14 protein-coding genes are annotated in these 19,652 nt (G+C 31.2%); 3 read left to right on the top strand and 11 right to left on the bottom strand.

The genetic code is table 11. From position 1 onward, the window contains the following. Positions 1-4: 4 nt before the first annotated feature. The 11 genes from ABD771_RS10545 to ABD771_RS10495 form a co-directional block, all read right to left on the bottom strand. Entirely contained in the window at positions 5-1,324 is a 1,320-nt protein-coding gene (locus ABD771_RS10545) for a nucleoside permease (protein ID WP_345094303.1), read from the bottom strand. 136 nt (positions 1,325-1,460) lie between these two features. Continuing rightward, positions 1,461-2,150, bottom strand: coding sequence for a (d)CMP kinase (gene cmk / locus ABD771_RS10540; RefSeq protein WP_345094301.1), 690 nt, complete (start codon positions 2,148-2,150; stop codon positions 1,461-1,463). 11 nt (positions 2,151-2,161) lie between these two features. Next, positions 2,162-3,193, bottom strand: a complete 1,032-nt coding sequence (porQ, locus tag ABD771_RS10535; protein ID WP_345094299.1) for a type IX secretion system protein PorQ — start codon at positions 3,191-3,193, stop codon at positions 2,162-2,164. Positions 3,194-3,314: 121 nt separating this feature from the next. Continuing rightward, positions 3,315-5,768: an endopeptidase La gene (gene lon, locus ABD771_RS10530; RefSeq protein ID WP_345094297.1), complete on the bottom strand. Its 2,454-nt coding sequence runs from the start codon at positions 5,766-5,768 to the stop codon at positions 3,315-3,317. Positions 5,769-5,990: 222 nt separating this feature from the next. Next, the gene (locus ABD771_RS10525; protein WP_345094295.1) at positions 5,991-6,938 is read right to left on the bottom strand and encodes a DUF6252 domain-containing protein; all 948 of its coding nucleotides are present in this window, start codon (positions 6,936-6,938) and stop codon (positions 5,991-5,993) included. 65 nt (positions 6,939-7,003) lie between these two features. After that, on the bottom strand, positions 7,004-8,314 hold the full coding sequence (locus ABD771_RS10520; RefSeq protein WP_345094292.1) for an MFS transporter: 1,311 nt from the start codon (positions 8,312-8,314) through the stop codon (positions 7,004-7,006). A gap of 82 nt (positions 8,315-8,396) precedes the next feature. Beyond that, entirely contained in the window at positions 8,397-9,215 is an 819-nt protein-coding gene (locus ABD771_RS10515; protein WP_345094290.1) for a M48 family metallopeptidase, read from the bottom strand. 31 nt (positions 9,216-9,246) lie between these two features. After that, positions 9,247-11,646: a glycoside hydrolase family 31 protein gene (locus ABD771_RS10510; RefSeq protein WP_345094287.1), complete on the bottom strand. Its 2,400-nt coding sequence runs from the start codon at positions 11,644-11,646 to the stop codon at positions 9,247-9,249. 164 nt (positions 11,647-11,810) lie between these two features. After that, complete coding sequence (gene glgB / locus ABD771_RS10505) at positions 11,811-13,712, bottom strand: 1,4-alpha-glucan branching protein GlgB (RefSeq protein WP_345094285.1); 1,902 nt, start codon at positions 13,710-13,712, stop codon at positions 11,811-11,813. 66 nt (positions 13,713-13,778) lie between these two features. Further along, a complete protein-coding gene (locus ABD771_RS10500; RefSeq protein WP_345094282.1) occupies positions 13,779-15,401 on the bottom strand; it encodes a trehalose synthase in 1,623 nt (540 codons plus the stop codon). 23 nt (positions 15,402-15,424) lie between these two features. Then, positions 15,425-17,365: an alpha-1,4-glucan--maltose-1-phosphate maltosyltransferase gene (locus ABD771_RS10495; RefSeq protein ID WP_345094280.1), complete on the bottom strand. Its 1,941-nt coding sequence runs from the start codon at positions 17,363-17,365 to the stop codon at positions 15,425-15,427. Positions 17,366-17,442: 77 nt separating this feature from the next. Between ABD771_RS10495 and ABD771_RS10490 the strand changes: the two genes are divergently transcribed. From ABD771_RS10490 to ABD771_RS10480, 3 genes are read left to right on the top strand one after another with little or no spacing between them, the layout of a single operon-like run. After that, on the top strand, positions 17,443-18,306 hold the full coding sequence (locus ABD771_RS10490; RefSeq protein ID WP_345094277.1) for an alpha/beta fold hydrolase: 864 nt from the start codon (positions 17,443-17,445) through the stop codon (positions 18,304-18,306). Positions 18,307-18,308: 2 nt separating this feature from the next. Continuing rightward, positions 18,309-18,953, top strand: a complete 645-nt coding sequence (locus ABD771_RS10485; RefSeq protein ID WP_345094274.1) for an endonuclease III domain-containing protein — start codon at positions 18,309-18,311, stop codon at positions 18,951-18,953. A 7-nt stretch (positions 18,954-18,960) separates the two neighbouring features. After that, positions 18,961-19,488, top strand: a complete 528-nt coding sequence (locus ABD771_RS10480) for a 2'-5' RNA ligase family protein (RefSeq protein WP_345094272.1) — start codon at positions 18,961-18,963, stop codon at positions 19,486-19,488. Positions 19,489-19,652 lie beyond the last annotated feature (164 nt).

The following is a 19,652-nucleotide window of genomic DNA, read 5'->3' as shown; positions in this document are numbered from 1 at the left end:
TTAATTAATGATTTATAGATTCAACATCATTTGGATTGTGTTTGTGCTTGAAGAAAATTGCGAATAAAACAGTTATTACCAAAGCATATATTGCAAATGTTAGCCATATATTATGCCAATCTTTAACATCGTTATAAGTAAAATAATTGTCTATTAAATAACCACTAGACAAACTACCTAAAACAGCTCCAAAACCATTAGTCATCATCATAAATAAACCTTGAGCTGAAGAACGAATTTTAGAATCTGTAGTTGTTTCTACAAATAATGAACCAGAAATATTAAAAAAATCAAAAGCAAATCCATAAACAATATTTGACATTATTATCATCCACAAACTGTTTATTGGATCACCATAAGCAAAAAATCCAAAACGTAGTACCCAAGCTATCAAACTAAATAACATTACTTTTTTAATACCAAAACGCTTCAAGAAAAATGGAATGGCTAAAATAAAAATGGTTTCTGAAATTTGAGAAATAGATAATACTATATTAGCAGACTTTACAGCAAATGTATCTGCAAATTCAGGAACTTTACTAAAATCTTTTATATAAGTCTCTCCATACATATTTGTTAACTGCAAGGCAGCTCCCAAAAATATACTAAAAATGAAAAAGGTAGCCATTTTAGTTTGCTTAAACAATTTAAAACCTTGTAAACCTAACTTTTCTACTAATGTTACATTTGAATTATCTATCTCATTTTTAGGAGGACACTTAGGTAATGTCATAGAATATATTCCTAATAAAATTGCAAAAAAAGCAGCAATGTAAAATTGATTACATTGAATAGCCATTCCAGTTATATTTGATAATTTATTTCCTATTTCTAAACCAAAAGCCAATGGAGATTCCGGATCGCTAACAAGATTTGTTATCCACATTGCAACAATAAAACCTATTGTTCCAAAAACTCTAATTGGAGGATAAACTTTAACTACATCATAATCATTATTTTTTAAAATGGTGTAGGATAGCGCATTGGACAATGATAATGTTGGCATATAAAAAATCATTGCAAAAAGCATGACCCAAAAAAATGATGATGCATTATCGATATTAGGAATTATTAATAATGTAATACCATATAAAATATGATGCAATCCATATAATTTTTCTAAGTTCATAAACTTATCAGCAATTATTCCAGAAATGGCAGGCATTATAATAGATGCGATTCCTAAAGTAGAAAAAACAATTCCAAATTCCTGTCCACTCCACTGTTTGAAACCAAAGCCATAACTTGCTAATGTTGTTAACCATGCGCCCCAAACAAAAAGTTGGAAGAAATTCATTAAAGTTAACCTAAACTTTATACTCATAATAAATATGTTTTTGTAATGTAAATAGATTGTAAATCTACTATTATTATCTAAATTTCCAAATGATAAATTCCAAAATCCAAAATTTATAACATAAAACTTTGAAATTTGGAATTAGATAATTTAAATTTTGGATTTACTTATTGATTATTTCATCAACCAATTCTAATACTGCTGCAAATTGTTCTTCTCTTGAAAGGTAAGAATTATCAATTTCAATAGCATCTTCAGCGATTACTAAAGGTGAGTCATCTCTATGAGTATCAATATAATCGCGTTCTTGAACATTCTTTAAAACATCTTCATAGGAAACATTATCGCCTTTAGCTTCCAATTCGTCAAAGCGACGTTGAGCTCTAGTCTCGGCACTTGCTGTCATAAAAATCTTTAATTCAGCATCAGGAAAAACTACCGTTCCAATGTCACGACCATCCATAACTATGGCTTTGTTTTTACCCATTTCTTTTTGCTGTTCTACTAACTTGGCTCGAACGTCTGAAACTTCTGCCACTTTACTTACAAAACTAGACACTTCTATAGTTCTAATTTCTTTTTCAACATTACTGTCATTAAGATACATTTCAGCAAAGCCTAAATCTGCATTGAATTCGAAATGCAATTTGATATTTGGTATATCATTAATAAGTGCTTTCTTATCAAAATTTGAAGAAGAAATATATCCTTTTTGCATAGCAAATAAAGCAACCGCACGATACATAGCTCCTGTATCAACGTAAACGTATCCTAAATGTTTGGCTAGTTGTTTGGCTAAAGTACTTTTTCCTGTTGAAGAAAAACCGTCGATAGCAATAGTAATTTTTTTCAATTTATATCTGTTTAATAACTGTTGTCTGAAAAATCAATTGTTAGTCCGAAAAGACTTGTGTTTCCTGCAAGTGTATATCTTGAATAAGAATAATTAAATTTCATTTTACCCATTTTTAATCCTAAACCAAGAGAAATTCCCGAAAAATTTCTTTGATCTACAATGCGCAATTCTTCTGCTCTTCTAAAATTATATCCAAGTCTTACGTTTATTCCTTTAGTTGGAAACAATTCTGCTCCTAAAACGACGTGTCGTAAGGCATTATTTAAAAAACCAACTTTTTCTTGAGTAGCTTCTCCATCAATACTTCCAATAGCACGATTAGGATTGGAGAAACCTATTTTCCATTGTTGCAAATTTTCCAAAGTTAGATGCCATCGTAACGGAACATTTTCAACTTCTTGAGAAACCCCAATCAAAACTTCAAGTGGCAATTTTTCTTGAGTTCCAGCATAAGTTGTAAATTGAGTCCCCACATTCCTAACAACCAATCCCCAATTAACATCATTAGGTTCATCGATAAATAAAAATCCAAAATCGGCGGCACCACCAAAGGAATTATAACTTTCTAAAGTGGACGAAATCAATTTGGCATTGGCGCCTAAATAAAAACTTGTAAATGGAATATTATAAGCATAACCAAAAGAAAGTGCAATTTCACTTCCTGTAAAAGAGTATGTGGCTAGACCATTTTCGTCGTAACCATCAAAATTTCCGTAATTAACATAATTAACTCCGGCATGAAACGTTTGCAAATGTCGGTCATAAGTATAGGCATAAGCAGCAGTTCCATAGGTAACTTCGCCAAAATAACTTCCATAATTTAAAGACAAATGATTGTCCATTTCGGCATTGATTGTAGCTGGATTAAAATGCACTTGATTGACGTCATTATCATAAATAGTAATAACTTTTCCGCCCAATGCTGCTTGTCTTGGAGAAGTAACTAAATTTAAAAATTGATAAACTGACTTACCTCCTATTTGACTGTTAGTAACAATACAAAAAAGTAAAAAAATAGAGATAAATAGTTTTTTAAACATACAAAAAATAGCAATTTACTTAACTTATAACGGAAATGCGAAGATATTATTTTTAAAGTTATACTAAAAATAAAAAGGCATGAGGTTTTCATCTCATGCCTTAAACTATTTTTTAATGAAATTAATCTAAAACTTTTGCATTTTTAACCTTTTGATTGGTTAATGCTATATCAATAACTTCACTCATTTCTTTCACATAATGAAAAGTTAATCCATCTAGATAATTTGATTTAATCTCTTCAATATCGCTTTTATTGTCTTGACAAAGAATGATTTCTTTAATATTTGCTCTTTTAGCTGCAAGAATTTTTTCTTTAATTCCTCCAACAGGCAAAACTTTTCCTCTTAAAGTAATTTCACCTGTCATGGCTAAACCTTTTTTGATTTTGCGTTGAGTTAGCAATGAAACTAATGATGTTAACATTGCAATACCAGCACTTGGTCCGTCTTTAGGAGTAGCTCCTTCAGGAACGTGTAAGTGAATGTTGTATTTGGTCAAAACTTCTTGATCTAATCCGAAAAGTTCTGCATTTGCTTTGATGTATTCTAAGGCAATTGTAGCAGACTCTTTCATTACCGTGCCTAAATTTCCAGTTAAAGTAAGAGTTCCTTTCCCTTTAGAAATCAAGGATTCAATAAAAAGAATATCTCCTCCAACAGAAGTCCAAGCTAATCCTGTTACCACTCCTGCAACGTCATTCCCTTCAGCTTTATCACGTTCTAATTTAGACGAACCCAAAACTTTTAAAATATCTTCTGAAGTAACTTTTTTGTTATACTCTTCTTCCATTGCTACTGATTTTGCAGCATTTCTTATCACTTGTGCAATTTTTTGCTCCAAACTTCTCACACCCGATTCACGAGTATAACCTTCAACAATCTTTTCTAATTCTTTTTTACCAATTGTTAAATCTTTTGTTGTTAATCCGTGTTCTTTCAACTGCTTTGGAAATAAATGTTGGCGAGCTATTTCAACTTTTTCTTCCGTTGTATATCCAGCCATTTTTATAACTTCCATTCTATCTTTTAATGCAGGTTGGATAGTTGACATTGTATTGGATGTCGCAATGAACATTACTTTAGATAAATCATATCCCATTTCAAGGAAATTATCATAAAAAGCATTGTTTTGTTCAGGATCTAGAACTTCCAAAAGCGCTGATGATGGATCACCTTGATTACTTACAGACAACTTATCAATTTCATCTAAAATAAATACTGGATTTGAAGTAGTTGCTTTTTTAATACTTTGTATTATTCTTCCTGGCATAGCACCTATGTAGGTCTTTCTGTGCCCACGAATTTCTGCTTCGTCTCTTAAACCACCTAATGAAATTCTAACGTATTCTCTTCCTAATGCTTCAGCAACAGATTTTCCAATCGATGTTTTTCCGACACCTGGAGGTCCAGTTAAACATATAATTGGTGATTTCATATCATTTCGCAATTTTAAAACTGCCAAATGCTCAATCATTCGTTTCTTTACATCTTCTAATCCAAAATGATCTCTGTCTAAAACTTTTTGAGCGTGTTTCAAATCAAAGTTATCTTTTGAAAATTTATTCCAAGGCAAATCTAAAAATAAGTCAAGATAGTTTCTTTGAATACCAAAATCAGGTGCTTGTGGATTCATACGTTGCAACTTAGAAAATTCTTTTTCAAAGTGTTTACTTGTTTTTTCATCCCAGCTTTTTGTTTTGGCACGTTGACGCATTTCTTCAAATTCTTGCTCATTAGAAACACCACCCAATTCTTCTTGAATGGTTTTCATTTGTTGGTGCAAGAAATATTCACGTTGCTGTTGGTCTAAATCGAAACGAACTTTAGATTGAATATCATTTTTAAGTTCAAGTTTTTGTAACTCTACATTCATATAACGTAAAGTTTCAAGAGCTCTTTCCTTTAAAACATTCATCATTAATAAATTCTGTTTTTCCTCAACTGAAAGATTCATATTGGAAGAAACAAAATTGATTAAGAAGGATTGACTCTCTATATTTTTGATAGCAAATGTTGCCTCAGTAGGAATATTTGGACTTTCTTTTATTATTTCTATTGCTGATTCTTTAATTGAATCTATAATTGTATCAAACTCAGTATCATGTTTACCTGGTCTTTTTTCTTGCACTTCTTTAATATTGGCAGTAATAAAAGGTAGTTCAGAAACAATAGAGTCAATTTCGAATCGTTTTTTACCTTGAAGGATAACCGTTATATTGCCATCTGGCATTTTCAAAACTCTAAGAATTCTGGCAACTGTTCCCACATGGTGTATATCATCTTTAGAAGGATCTTCATCTTCTTCATTTTTTTGAGCTACAACACCAATTATTTTATTACCTGCATTAGCTTCATTGATAAGTTTAATAGATTTATCTCGTCCTGCTGTAATTGGAATTACAACTCCTGGAAATAAAACAGTGTTTCTTAATGGCAGAATTGGTAATGAAGAAGGCAATTCTTCATTAGTCATTTCTTCTTCGTCTTCTGGTGTTAAAAGAGGAATCAATTCGGCTTCAGAATCGAATTCTTGAAGTGACAAATTGTCAAAGGCGATTATTTTTTGATTTGACATAGGTATATATTGAGTCAATATGACATTTAATTATTTACAATTTGGTAACAAATATAGGTTTTGTAAAAGATTCTATAAATTAAAATCGATGTATTGCATTGAAATAATGCTGAAAAAATATAATTTAAGCATTTAAGCAGCATCTTTACTATTTAAACAATGATTGTGCCACAAAAAAAATCCGCCATTTCGACGGATTTTTGAATTTTAAATTTTAATTATTTATGGTAATTCTACATCGAAAGAACCTTGTGTTATAGTTTTTGTTTGAGAAGTTGTAAAATTACTCACTGTTAAACTAAACGTACCTTTCATTCGAGTAGCTGTTTTTTCTGAGATTGTCAATGCACCCGTATCAGATGTATATAAAAGACTATTAAATACACATGTTGACGTTAAATTTTGATTAAAAGGTCCAGAAAAGTTATAAGTACCAACACCTAATGCTTTAGAGATTCTTAAACCAACGTTTTGTCCATCAGCTTTTGCACCAACAATACTATAAGAATCTGGAAAACCTGAAGCAATTACTTCAGAAACATCTATTTGGTCCTCAACAAATTCTGTACCATCAACTTTAGCATAGAATAGATCTGTTGAAGTATTAGTACCTGCTGTATAAGGAATATTTGTAAAAACTCCGTTTGTAAAACTAATTGGCGGAACATTAGACACTGATGTATCTGACCAATAACCTGTAAAACTAAATGTACCTGAGATTTTTTTGTTTACAGTATCTATATTTGTTATAGTAACTGTTCCTGCTGAAACCGATGGATTAGTTGGATTAACAGCCCAATAAACATCGCCATTAGAGTTATTGTTTGCATCGTAAGCTATTAAGTTAGATGTTGAATCATAAGTTCCAACGGTATTACCATTTAAAGCAAATGCAAATGTTTGTCCGTTAGATGTTTTGAGTCCTCCAATTTGAATAGCACTAGAATACATTATTGCCTCAGTATCATTAGCCTCCCAAGTTTGACCTCCAAAATCTACTTTAAAAATACCATTTGTTGGATTACCTCCATTTCCTCCTCCTCCATTATTTCCGTTGTTACTATTAATTTGTTGTAACAAAGTTGGGTCTATGGGTTCATTATCACAAGAGATAAAAGAAAACACTATAAACAGAAATGTGAAAATTGAAAATATTTTATTCTTTTTCATCTTTATTAATTATTTGTTCAAATATAATTATTTTTTTGGATTTAGAAATTACTTTAACTCAATTGTCATTTAGACAAGTAAGGATTTTTCTTCATCAAACTTAGTACAATGTAACCCAACAAAAAGAAAATTGCTAAAATAAAAATTGAATTTTTTAAAGAATCGTAAATAGCTCCTACAAAACCAAAAATAAATGTTCCTAAAACAATAGCTATTTTTTCAGTTACATCATAAAAACTAAAATAAGTAGCATGGTCTTCGGTTTCAGGCAATAATTTGGAATATGTTGAACGAGAAATAGACTGAATTGCACCTAAAACCATACCAATACTAGCTCCAAGTAAATATACTTGGAAATCAATATACTCGTTTTTTGCATTGGTAAAAAAAATTGCCAAACAAACAATTCCCCATATTGCAATTGTTATTTTCAAAGTTCTAATATTGCCAATCTTATCAGAAATTCTAGAAAACAAAAATGCTCCTAAAATAGCAACAATTTGAATTAAAAGTATTATTATTATTAGTTTACTAGTATCAATATTTAATTCTTTTTTAACATAAATACCTAATAATAAAATAATTGTTTGAACTCCTACACTGTAAAAAAAGAAAGCAGTAAGAAATAGTTTTAAACTAACTTGGTTTTTTAAAGCTATTAAAACACCTTTAAGTTCTTTAAAACCTTTAAAAATAAAATCTTTTTCAGGTTTTTTATGAAATACATTATTAGGTAAATGATAAAAAGTAATTTGTGCAAATCCCATCCACCAAATTCCAACCATCAAAAAAGAAATTCTAGCAGGAAGAGTTGGATCTTTTATTCCAAATAATTCAGGATTCATAACCATCACTAAGTTAAATGCTAGTAATAAAACAGAACCCGTATATCCAAACATAAATCCTTTGGCACTAACTCTATCTTGCTGTTCAGGATGAGCTATTTCAGGTAAATACGAATTGTAAAAAACAAAACTTCCCCAAAAACCTATACTTGCTAAAATAGTAAAAACAATTCCTATCCATAAATTCTCAACATCCGTAAAAAAGAACAAACTCATTACTGAAAATGAACCTAAGTAACAGAAAAACTGCATGAATCTTTTTTTATTTCCTGTATAATCCGCAATTGCAGAGAGTATTGGAGAAATAAATGCAACTATCAAGAACGAAAGGGATAATGAGTAGGACAATAAAGTAGAATTGTGAAAATCAGTTCCTAAAAAGTGAACAATTCCGCCATTTTCTCCAGTAATTGACTCATAATAAATAGGAAAAACTGCTGTTGCAATAACTAAACTATAAACAGAATTAGCCCAATCGTAAAAAGCCCAGGCATTAATTAATTTAGGATTTCCTTTTTCTAGATTTGGCATAATATAATTTTAAAAGTTATAATAAAAAAAGCTGTCAAAAAATTGACAGATTCAAATATACTCTTTTTTTATTACTGGAATATTATTTAAATGTTACTCCAAATTTTGCAGCTTCGGCTTTAGCTTCTGAAATTAATGCTTTTATTTGAGCTATTCTTGTTGCATCTGATGGGTGTGTGCTCATAAATTCTGGTGGTGCCTGTCCTCCAGCATTGGCTGACATTCTTTCCCAAAAAGTTACCGCTTGATCTGGATTGTAACCTGCAATTGCCATTAAAATAAGACCAATTCTATCTGCTTCACTTTCGTGATTTCTACTAAAAGGCAACATTCCTCCATATTCTGTTGTAAGACCATAAGCAGTCATTGCTAATTGTTGCGTTTCTTGGCTTTTATTTCCAACCGCAACACCTACTCCAACAGCACCTAATTGTTGTAATAATCCTGCACTCATTCTTTGTTGACCATGATTGGCAAGTGCGTGCGAAACTTCATGGCTCATAACAGTTGCTAAACCAGTATCATCTTTTGTAACTGGCAAAATTCCTGAGTAAACAACAATTTTTCCACCTGGCATACACCAAGCATTTACGGCTTTATCTTCTACAAGTTTATATTCCCACTGATAATCGTTAAGATAACCAGTTTGTCCATTAGCATTTAACCAACGCTCAGCAGCAACTTTAATTTTTGTTCCAATAGACTCTACTTTTTTTGCTTCAGCAGTTCCAGCTATAACTTTGTTTTCAGACAAAAACTGATTGTATTGTTGAAAAGCAGAAGGTAAAATCTCACTATTAGAAACTAATGCCAAAGTGTTTTTTCCGGTAAAAGGGTTTTTAGCACAAGAAATCAGTAATGCAAGTGCGAAAAAACCAATTGTGTATTTTTTATAACTCATAATTGTTTTTATTTAACTTAAATGTACAAAATTAAACGCCGATAAAGTGCAATTCTGTAAAATCTTTATCAACAATTAAGCCATTTTCAAGAATTAACGAATCTTTATCGAATATGATTTTCTCATTATCAATTTCAATTCCTTTAATTTTGAAGGGCAATCCTTTTAAATTTATTTTAATTGTTTGATATTGGGTTTCAAAAGTTCCTTCTTTATGTTGCGTAATGAAAAGTTCATTTTCCTTTCCATTTAAAGCGAATGTTTTATAACTATATCTTCCTTTATTATAGTCATATCCATCCTGAGCATCTTCATAAACATAGGATTTTTCTTTTCCTAGTTTAAAGTAAACATCTAATGACAATTCTGGAGATTCAATTTGTCCAACATATTGTTGCACTGGATATTTAGGAATAATTGCACCTTCTTTTACAAATATTGGAATTTGATCAAAATCAGTTGCTACCCAAAGTTCTTTTTTACCTTTTACTAATTCATTTGTCCAGTAATTGTACCAATTTCCTTCTGGCAAATACATTCTTCTTCCTAGAGCATTTGGTTCTAAAATTGGGCAAACTAAAATTTGATTTCCGAAAATAAATTCATCAGTTCTGTAATGTGTTTGAGCATCATTTTGGTCAAAATATACTAATGGTTTCAGCATTGGAACTCCATCATTAACATATTGCCAAAACATGGTGTATAAATAAGGTAATAATTGATAACGTAGTTCAACGAACTTTCGTGTTATATCAATTACTTCCTCACCAAAACTCCATGGTTCTTGTTCGCCGTGATGTCCTGATGAATGTGTTCTACAAAATGGATGAAAAACCCCTAATTGAATCCAACGTGCAAATAATTCCGCGGATGGTTGTTCTGCAAAACCGCCAATATCTGAACCTGTGAATCCCATTCCTGAAATTGACATACGTTGCATTTGTACATTGGCAACCCACAAATGTTCCCAAGTGGCTACATTATCACCAGTCCAAGATGAAGTGTATCTTTGTGCTCCTGAATAAGCAGAACGTGTGATTACAAAAGGTCGTTTTGGATATGCAAATCGTTTTACACCTTCATAAGTAGCACGTGCCATTTGAGTTCCGTATACATTGTGTGCTTTTCTGTGACTGCAATTATTTCCATCATAATTATGACGCACATCAAGTGGAAATGTTTTTGTTGGAACTTCCATTACTGCTGGTTCGTTCATATCATTCCAAACACCTTTTACTCCTATTTCGGCAATTAATTCTTTGAATAATCCTGCCCACCATTCTCTAACTTCTGGATTGGTATAATCTGGAAAATTACATTCGCCAGGCCAAACTTTTCCTTTCATATAAGGTCCGTCAGCTCTTTTGCAGAAATAATCTTTTTCCAAAGCTTCTTGATAAACTGAATAATCTTTGTCAATTTTAATTCCTGGATCTATTATTACAACTGTTTTGAATCCGTCTTTTGCTAAATCAGCAACCATTTGTTTTGGATCTGGAAAATATTCTTTATTCCAAGTAAAACAACGAAAACCATCCATATAATCGATATCCAAATAAATAGCATCACATGGAATTTGAAGCTCTCTAAATTTACCAGTGATTTCTTTGACTTTTGCTTCTGGATAATAACTCCATTTACATTGTTGGTAACCTAATGTCCAAAGTGGTGGCAATTCTGGTTTTCCAGTTAAATGGGTATAAGTGGTAACTACATCACTCATTTTTGGCCCGTATATGAAATAGTAATTCATTTCTCCACCATCTGCCCAAAAACTAGTTACTCCTTTTCTTTCATGACTAAAATCAAAAAACGAACGGAACGTATTATCAAAGAAAATTCCGTAAGCTTTGTTATGGTGTAGACCTATATAAAAAGGTACTACTTTGTATAAAGGTTCTTGATCTTTTGCAAAAGCATATTGGTCAGTAGCCCAATTTTCGACACGTTTTCCTTTTAAATTGAAATTAGTTGGTTTGTCACCTAATCCATAAAAACTCTCACCATCATGAGATGTTTTACTCATTTTTACGATGTTACCACCATATTCGTAACATTCTTCCCAATGAAAACCAATTTCATCTTCTAGAATTGTAGTTCCATCTAATTCGTAAATTCCAACACGACAATCGTGCTTTTGTACTACAACATAAACTTTGGAAGTTTTAATTCTGTAATGATCTGTTTCTTCAGTAACTTCTAAAACATTATATCCGTGAGATTGTGTTTTGTCAATAGCGTAAGAAAAGTCATTGCTGAAATATCCTTTGGCTGTAAAACGAAAACGAATCATACTATCTCGAAGCACAGTAACACGCAAAATAACATTATTATCAGTATGAAAATCTATTGAATCTACTTCGTGCTTGTATGCTATAATTTGTGACGGAAATAAATCGCCTTTGTACTCAAGTTCGGTATTAATTATCATAGTTTAATTTTAAGACAAGTTGCGAAAATACGAATGTAGTATCGAATTTTCAAAAGTAATTAAAGTAGTTTTTAACGATAACGTTTGCGATTACTTATAAATCAAAAAAAGAAATAAAAAAACGCAATGAGTTATAATTTCCATTGCGTCTTTTTGTTAATCTATCAGAATTTAAAAACACAAATTCCTAAAGGTGGTAATGCTAATTCTACTGAAAATTCTCTGCCATTCCATGGAATTGTATCAATTTTTATTGGTTTTATATTACTTACTCCACTTCCATTATATTCTTCTTTGTCAGAATTGAAAATTTCGGTTAATTTTCCTTTTCTAGGAATTCCTATTCGATAATTTTCATGAACAACAGGTGTCATGTTACAAACAACAATTAAGTTTTCTTTTTCTTTATTTCCTTTACGAATATAAGCTAAAACTGAATTTTCATTATCTGAATAATTAATCCATTCAAAACCTTCAGCAGAAAATTGTTTTTCATATAATGCAGGATAACTTTTATACAATGCATTTAAATCGGTAATACATTTTTTTATTCCATCATGGAAACTATATTGCAATAAATGCCAGTCTAAACTTCCTTCAAAATTCCATTCTGATGTTTGCCCAAATTCACTTCCCATAAACAATAATTTTGCTCCTGGATGAGTGAACATGTATCCGTAAAGTAATCGAAGATTTGCAAATCGTTGCCATTCATCACCTGGCATTCTACCTTGAATGGAATGTTTTCCATAAACCACTTCGTCGTGAGAAAGTGGCAACATAAAATTCTCTGTAAACGCATAAGTCATAGAAAAAGTTATATCGTTTTGATGGTATTTTCTGTACACACTTTCTTTGGCAAAATATTGCAAAGTATCGTGCATCCAACCCATCATCCATTTCATTCCGAAGCCTAAACCACCAAGGAAGGTTGGTCGCGAAACCATTGGAAAACTAGTACTTTCTTCAGCAATAGTTTGAACATCAGTAAAATTAGCATAAACAGCTTCATTAAAATCAATTAAAAAACTGATGGTATCTAAGTTCTCTCTTCCTCCAAAAATATTTGGTTCCCACTCGCCATCTTTTCTTGAATAATCTAAGTATAACATTGACGCAACTGCATCTACTCGAAGACCGTCGACATGATATTGTTTTAACCAAAAAATAGCATTGCTAATTAAAAAAGAACGCACTTCGTTTCGCCCATAATTAAAAACCAAACTTTTCCAATCGGGATGATAACCTTTTCTTCTGTCTGGATGTTCGTATAAATTGGAACCATCGAAAAATCCTAATCCGTGAGAATCATCTGGAAAATGTGACGGAACCCAATCCAAGATTACTCCAATTCCTGCTTGGTGCAATTTATCTACCAAAAGCATAAAATCTTGTGGTTTTCCAAAGCGTGATGTTGGGGCAAAATAACCGACCAATTGATAACCCCAGGATGGATCGTAAGGATATTCCATAATTGGCATAAATTCAACGTGAGTAAAACCTGTTTCTTTCACATAGGTAACCAATTGTTCTGCAAGTTCAATATAAGTTAAAAACTTACCATCGGCATTGCGTTTCCATGAGCCTAAATGTACTTCGTAAACCGAAAATGGTTTGTCTAATCCGTTTTTATCTTTTCGAATTTCCATCCATTTAGAATCTTTCCATTTGTAATCTAAATCCCAAACCACTGATGCTGTATGTGGTGGATGCTCGCAGTATAAAGCAAATGGGTCGGCTTTTTCAGTGATTAAGCCGCCATTGTTAGACTGAATTTTGTATTTATAAGTTGTTCCCTTATCAATTCCTGGAATGAAGCCTTCCCAAATTCCGGATTCGTCCCAACGAACGTTTAATTGATGCTCACCTTGAACCCAGAAATTGAAATTACCCACAACAGAAACCGAACGCGCTGATGGTGCCCATACTGCAAAATAAACGCCTTTTACTCCGTCAACTTCGATAAGATGTGCGCCTAATTTTTCGTAAAGTTGAAAATGTTTTCCTGCTTTGAATAAGTCGATGTCGAAATCGGTAAATAAGGAATGTGGTTGTACTTGGTTCATTTTTATTGTTTGTATTTTTTATTGAATCCTAAAAGAGTTTTAAAAATTTTTAAAGTTTATAAACTATTAATATCCCATAATCGTTTGAATACCTCTCAATGGAATTACAGCCCATCGTGGTCGAGAATTTAACTCATAACCCAACTCATAAACGGCTTTTTCAAGGATGCAATATTTTAGTAAAAAGTTGATTTCGTGGCTGTAACCAATGTTTAAATTTCCAGATTGAGCTTTTTCGATATAGGTTTCTAGGAAAGCTCCGACTAGGTATTTGAATAATAATTCGCCAGCTTTGAACAATTCTTCTTGCTCAAATGGGTATTTATCGGCATTGTTGAAAATGGTTGCGTAAATGGCGTAATGAAAGGAACGGAACATTCCGGCAACGTCTTTTAGTGGCGGTTGTTTTACTTTTCTATCGCGGATTGTACTTTCTGGTTCGCCTTCAAAATCAAGCAGATAGAAATCATCACCATTTACTAAAACTTGACCAAGATGGAAATCACCGTGAATTCTGATGCGTTCCGATTTCATTTTAGTCCAATCAAAATCTACGAAATGTTTACGAATTAACTTTTTATTTTCGAGGAATTGATGTGCCAAATCGAGTGCCATTCCGTCGAGTTTGTGCAAACTATTTTCAATGATATTCAATCGATTTTGGAATTGATATAAAAGTCTGTTTTTTAACCAAACGGTATAATCACCGTTGTAAGTAGTTGGTGTAAAAGCAGTTTCGTGAATGTCGCTACCAAGTGCAATGTGCATTTCGGCTGTTCGCAATGCTAAAGTTTGTACTCTTAAAAATAAACTCAAACCAACCCAATCAATAATTTCTGGCGGAATTTCATTGATTTTCAATCGTTTGAACAATTCTACATTTGGAAGTTTGTCGATTTTAATTTTCTTTCTGGAAAGATTATCAAAAACACCATCCATTTGTTCTAACATAAATTTCCAAGCATCGCCTTGATTTGGAACTAATTCTTGCATTAATCCTAAGGTGATGTTTCCTTCGGTCATTGCAATATTTATACTTCCTGTATAAGCTGGAGTATTTTGATAGTGCATCCTTTCGGTAAGAAAACGACTCAATTCATAATCAGGATTGGTGCTTACATAAATCCTTCTGAAAATTTTAAGCACAAATGTATCATTGTAAATTATTGAAGTGTTACTTTGTTCAACACCCATAAATTTAGAAGATTTATATTCTTTATCAATTAAATTTATTCCTTTATGAAAGATTAAATTAAGTGATTTATTTTGAGTTTCATTTACAATATTTTCAAAAAGTAATCTCCTAAAATCGTCTTGATGAAGCGCGTCAACAAGGAAACCATCAATGTTTCCAAACTTTGCTGGAGCTATGATGGTATTGGTATCTAACTCATCATTGGTCATGAAAGCTATTGGCATAAAATAGTGCTGAAAGAACGCTTCTTTGAAATTTACCTCCAATAAAACACCGTAATAAGTATTCTTTTTGGAAGTTATTTTAAAATGATCGACGACTTCAATATACTTTAATGTACTAGCTTTTCCACCATACCATCTTTTATTTATGATATAGTTTTCAAGGATATCCGAAGAGAATATTTTAATAAACTCATCGTCATTGAATGCATCTTTCCATTCGTTTTTAAACTTGAATGGCGTAGCAAAAGTATCTTGATTATCGTTCTTCATTATAGTAAATTTGTTATTTATAATTACTTCTGAATTTTAAATAAATGAAATGGTAAAACGGGATGTAATTCAACAAAATTCCATTCTTTGTCCCAATTATAACTGTTTCCTGTTATTAAGTCTATAACCGTAATGGATTGCCCTTCTTGAATTCCTAATGATTTTAATGGTAATTTAATCCAAGCTTGTTTAACATAATAAGCATCTAAACTTGCAATCATTAAGGTTTCATTTTCTTTGTTGTCATCAAATTTGTAATAGGCAATAACTTGGTCGTTATCAGTATCACAAAATTCAATATTATTGGTTTGTTGCAATGATGTTTGATCTTTTCTAATATGATTAATTTTAGAAATTAGCATCGTGATTTTATTTTCTTTATTCCAATCCCAATGACGAATTTGGTATTTCTCACTATCCATATACTCTTCTTTTCCAGGAATTGCATCTGAAACCATATATTCAAATATTGGTCCGTAAATCCCAACAGATGAAGACAATGTAGCAGCTAAAAAGTATTTTTGTAAGTGCGTACTTTCATTCGCGCCTTGCAATGGAAACGGATTAATGTCTGGTGTATTGGGCCAAAAGTTTGGACGGAAAAATTCCTTTTGATTTGTTTGTGTAAGTTCGTTTAAATACTCTTGTAATTCCGCTTTAGTATTTCGCCAAGTGTAATAAGAATAAGATTGTGTGAAACCTTGTTTAGCTAACTCGTGCATGATTTTTGGACGTGTAAAAGCTTCAGCTAAGAACAATACATCTGGATATTTCTTCTTTACTTCTGCAATAAGCCAACCCCAAAAATAAAATGGTTTTGTATGTGGATTATCAACTCTGAAAACTCTAATTCCACATTCTTCAACCCAAAATAAAGCATAATCTAATAACTCTTTCCAAAGGTTTTTCCAGTCGTCACTTTCAAAGTAAATTGGTAGGATATCTTGGTATTTTTTGGGTGGATTTTCAGCATATTGCACAGTTCCATCTGGACGCCATTTGAACCATTGCGGAAATTCTTTAACATAAGGATGGTCTGGTGCAGCTTGAAGCGCAAAGTCCATTGCAATTTCAATATTCAATGATTTAGCTTTTTTAACTAATGATTTGAAATCATCAATAGTTCCTAATTCTGGATGAATGGATTTATGACCGCCATATTGCGAACCAATACCCCAAGGCGAACCAACATCTCCGACTTGTGCATCGGTTGCGTTATTTTTTCCTTTACGATTTACTTCTCCAATTGGGTGAACTGGTGGAAAATATAAAGTATCAAATCCCATTTTAGCAACTTTTGGTAAAATTTGCTCACAATCTTTAAAAGTTCCATGTTTTCCTTCTTCATTTGAAGCAGAACGTGGAAAAAATTCATACCAAGTGCTGAATAATGCTTTTTGTCTATCTACATAAACTTTTAACTCTTGGGTTTGATTTGCTAAAAATTTGGCAGGATTTTCTTTAAAGATATTTTTTAATTTATTAGAAACTGCTTCAATGATAGCTTTTTCATAATTAGCTTCATTTGAGAATAAATCAACAACTTCATTTAAATATTTTTTATCCGAAGCTGAAACTTTTGAAAATAAAGGTTTTATGTACTCTACTCCTTCTAATAATTCCGATTTTACATGTTGGTTGTCATTAATTTTTTTTACTATTCCGTATTGCCAATTCAAGGCATAATCAATCCAAGCTTCTACAAAATAAGAATAATAACCTTGTTTTTCAACTGAAAAAGTAGCTTCAAAAGCATCATTTGGCAAAGCATTCATTCTAACTTCTGACCATTTTTTATTTTTCTCAAACTTATATTGAACAACAGCTTCCATTACATCGTGTCCATCAGAAATAATATCTGCTGTTACAGTAACTTTTTGACCTATAATTCTTTTTATAAAAAATGCCCCATTATCTAATTGAGGCAAAACATTTTCAATTATTACTCGTTTTTGATTTAACATTTTTAAGTTTAATTTTATGATGTCTAAATTTAATAAAAAAACATAAAATAAAGTAACTTGCATAAAAAATTATTGAAATGTCAAAAAATAAAGAAATACAAGTACAAACATTGAAAATTCCGAAGCTAATATTGATAACAGCTAAATTATTAGAGATTATTTCACCAAAATTAGTAACAAAGTTTGTAGCAAAATTATTTACGACGCCCATAAAATATAAAATTCCTAAACGTGAATTTCACATGGATAAAAATAGTATTCAAAAAGCTATCTTAATTCCTTCAATAAATAAAGAAATTTTAGTTTATCATTATGGAAATAGCACAAAGAGAATTTTATTAGTTCACGGTTGGTCCGGGAGAGGAACACAATTGGTTAAAATTGCAGATGAGTTATTGGGTTTGGGCTATTCTACAATAAGTTTTGATGCACCTGCGCATGGAAAATCTAAAGGAAATTCGTCAATAATGATTGAATTTATTGCTTCTATTTTGGAATTGGAAAAGCAATTCGGACCTTTTGAATTTGCAATTGGTCACTCACTTGGAGGAATGTCAATTTTAAATGGAATTAGGGAAAATTTGAAAATAAAAAAAGCTGTAATCATTGGAAGTGGTGATTTAATTCAAGACATTATTAATGATTTTATTAAGAAGTTAAAATTAAAATCTGAAATTGGAGTCAAATTAATAGAGCATTTTGAAAAAAAATATGGAGTTGAAATGAATTATTATTCTGCTTCAAATGCTGCGAAAGAAATTTCAATTCCTGTTTTAATAATTCATGATGAAACTGATGATGATGTAAATATCAAAGCTGCTTATAATATTAAAGAAAATTTGAAAAATTCAGAATTGATAATTACAAAAAATTTAGGTCATCGAAAAATATTAGGAAATACAGATGTTATAAAGCGAATTGTTGAATATATAAATGAATAATTATGGAATTATTTGAAAACACAAATAATTGGGCTGAAAAATTGCAACCTCTAATAGATAAATATAAAGGAAAAAAGCATCCTTTAGATTATGAGAACTTATATCAATTGATGGTCGCCGTAATATTATCGGCTCAAGATTCAGATGTAAATATTAATAAAATAGCGCCTATTTTTTTTGCGCAGTTTCCAAATTTAGAAATATTGTCAACTGCAACAATTGAAGATTTGTTTCCTTATGTAAGCAAAGTTAGAAACTTCAACACCAAATCAAGTTGGTTAATTGAAATTGCTCAGATATTAAAAAATGATAAAAATATACCTAGTAATCTTAACGATTTAATTGCCTTAAAAGGAATTGGAAGAAAATCTGCAAATGTGATTATGCGAGAAATGAAAGTACCTGCTGAAGGAATCATTGCCGATTTACACGTTATTAGAGTTGCACCAAGAGTAGGACTTTGCGAAGAAGCAAAAGACGGAAACAAAGTGGAAAAACAATTAATGCAATTATTGCCAAAGGAAATTTGGGGAGAAATTGGAATGGCTATTTCATTTTTGGGAAGAGAAATTTGCAGACCAACTAACCCAAGATGTACAGATTGTCCTATACAGAATGAGTGTGAATATACTTTAAAAACAATTTAAATAATAAATGAAACAAATACCAATGTATTCATTAGTTATATTCCCTACTTTAGAACAACAAAATTTAATAAAGTTATTTAAAAAATCTTTAAAAACTGAAATTGGATGGTTTGGAAGTTCTAATTCTGAAGCACATATTACGATAATCAACCTAGAAAATGAATTAGCACTCGGACTTTACTTAAATCAAATAAAAGATTTTTGCAAAACTATTATTCCTCAAAAAGTTAGATTTACTTCTTTAGATTCTTTTAATCATCATACTTTTTTTATTTCGCCTGATGATGCTTCTCTACTATTTTTGAATTCTATTATTACTGAATTACATCAACATATTGGTTTTAAAGTAAAAAATGTTCATGCTCACATGACTATTGCTAGAGGATTAGATACTGAAAGAATGAAAAAAGCACATGATCAATTTATGACTACTCAAATTAATTTTGAATTTGTTTGTGATTGTGTATATGTTAGAAAATTTAATGATAAAACAAATCAGTACTCTGACATCATTGAAAAAATAAACTTTAGATAGGTAAAATTAAACTCCTCGAAAGTACAAATCTCTGTTCAGATATTTTTTCTAAAAACTGATATAAAACAAAAAACCCTCTCCGATATGGATAGGGTTTTCAAAAAGAAGGCGGCGACATACTCTCCCACAGTTATGCAGTACCATCTGCGCAATCGGGCTTAACT

Origin of the sequence: Flavobacterium chungnamense, assembly GCF_039539165.1 — a bacterium.
In the GTDB taxonomy this organism is placed as follows: domain Bacteria; phylum Bacteroidota; class Bacteroidia; order Flavobacteriales; family Flavobacteriaceae; genus Flavobacterium; species Flavobacterium chungnamense.
The sequence above is the reverse complement of the archived record's forward strand: the minus strand, read 5'-3'. Positions and strand labels throughout refer to the sequence as shown.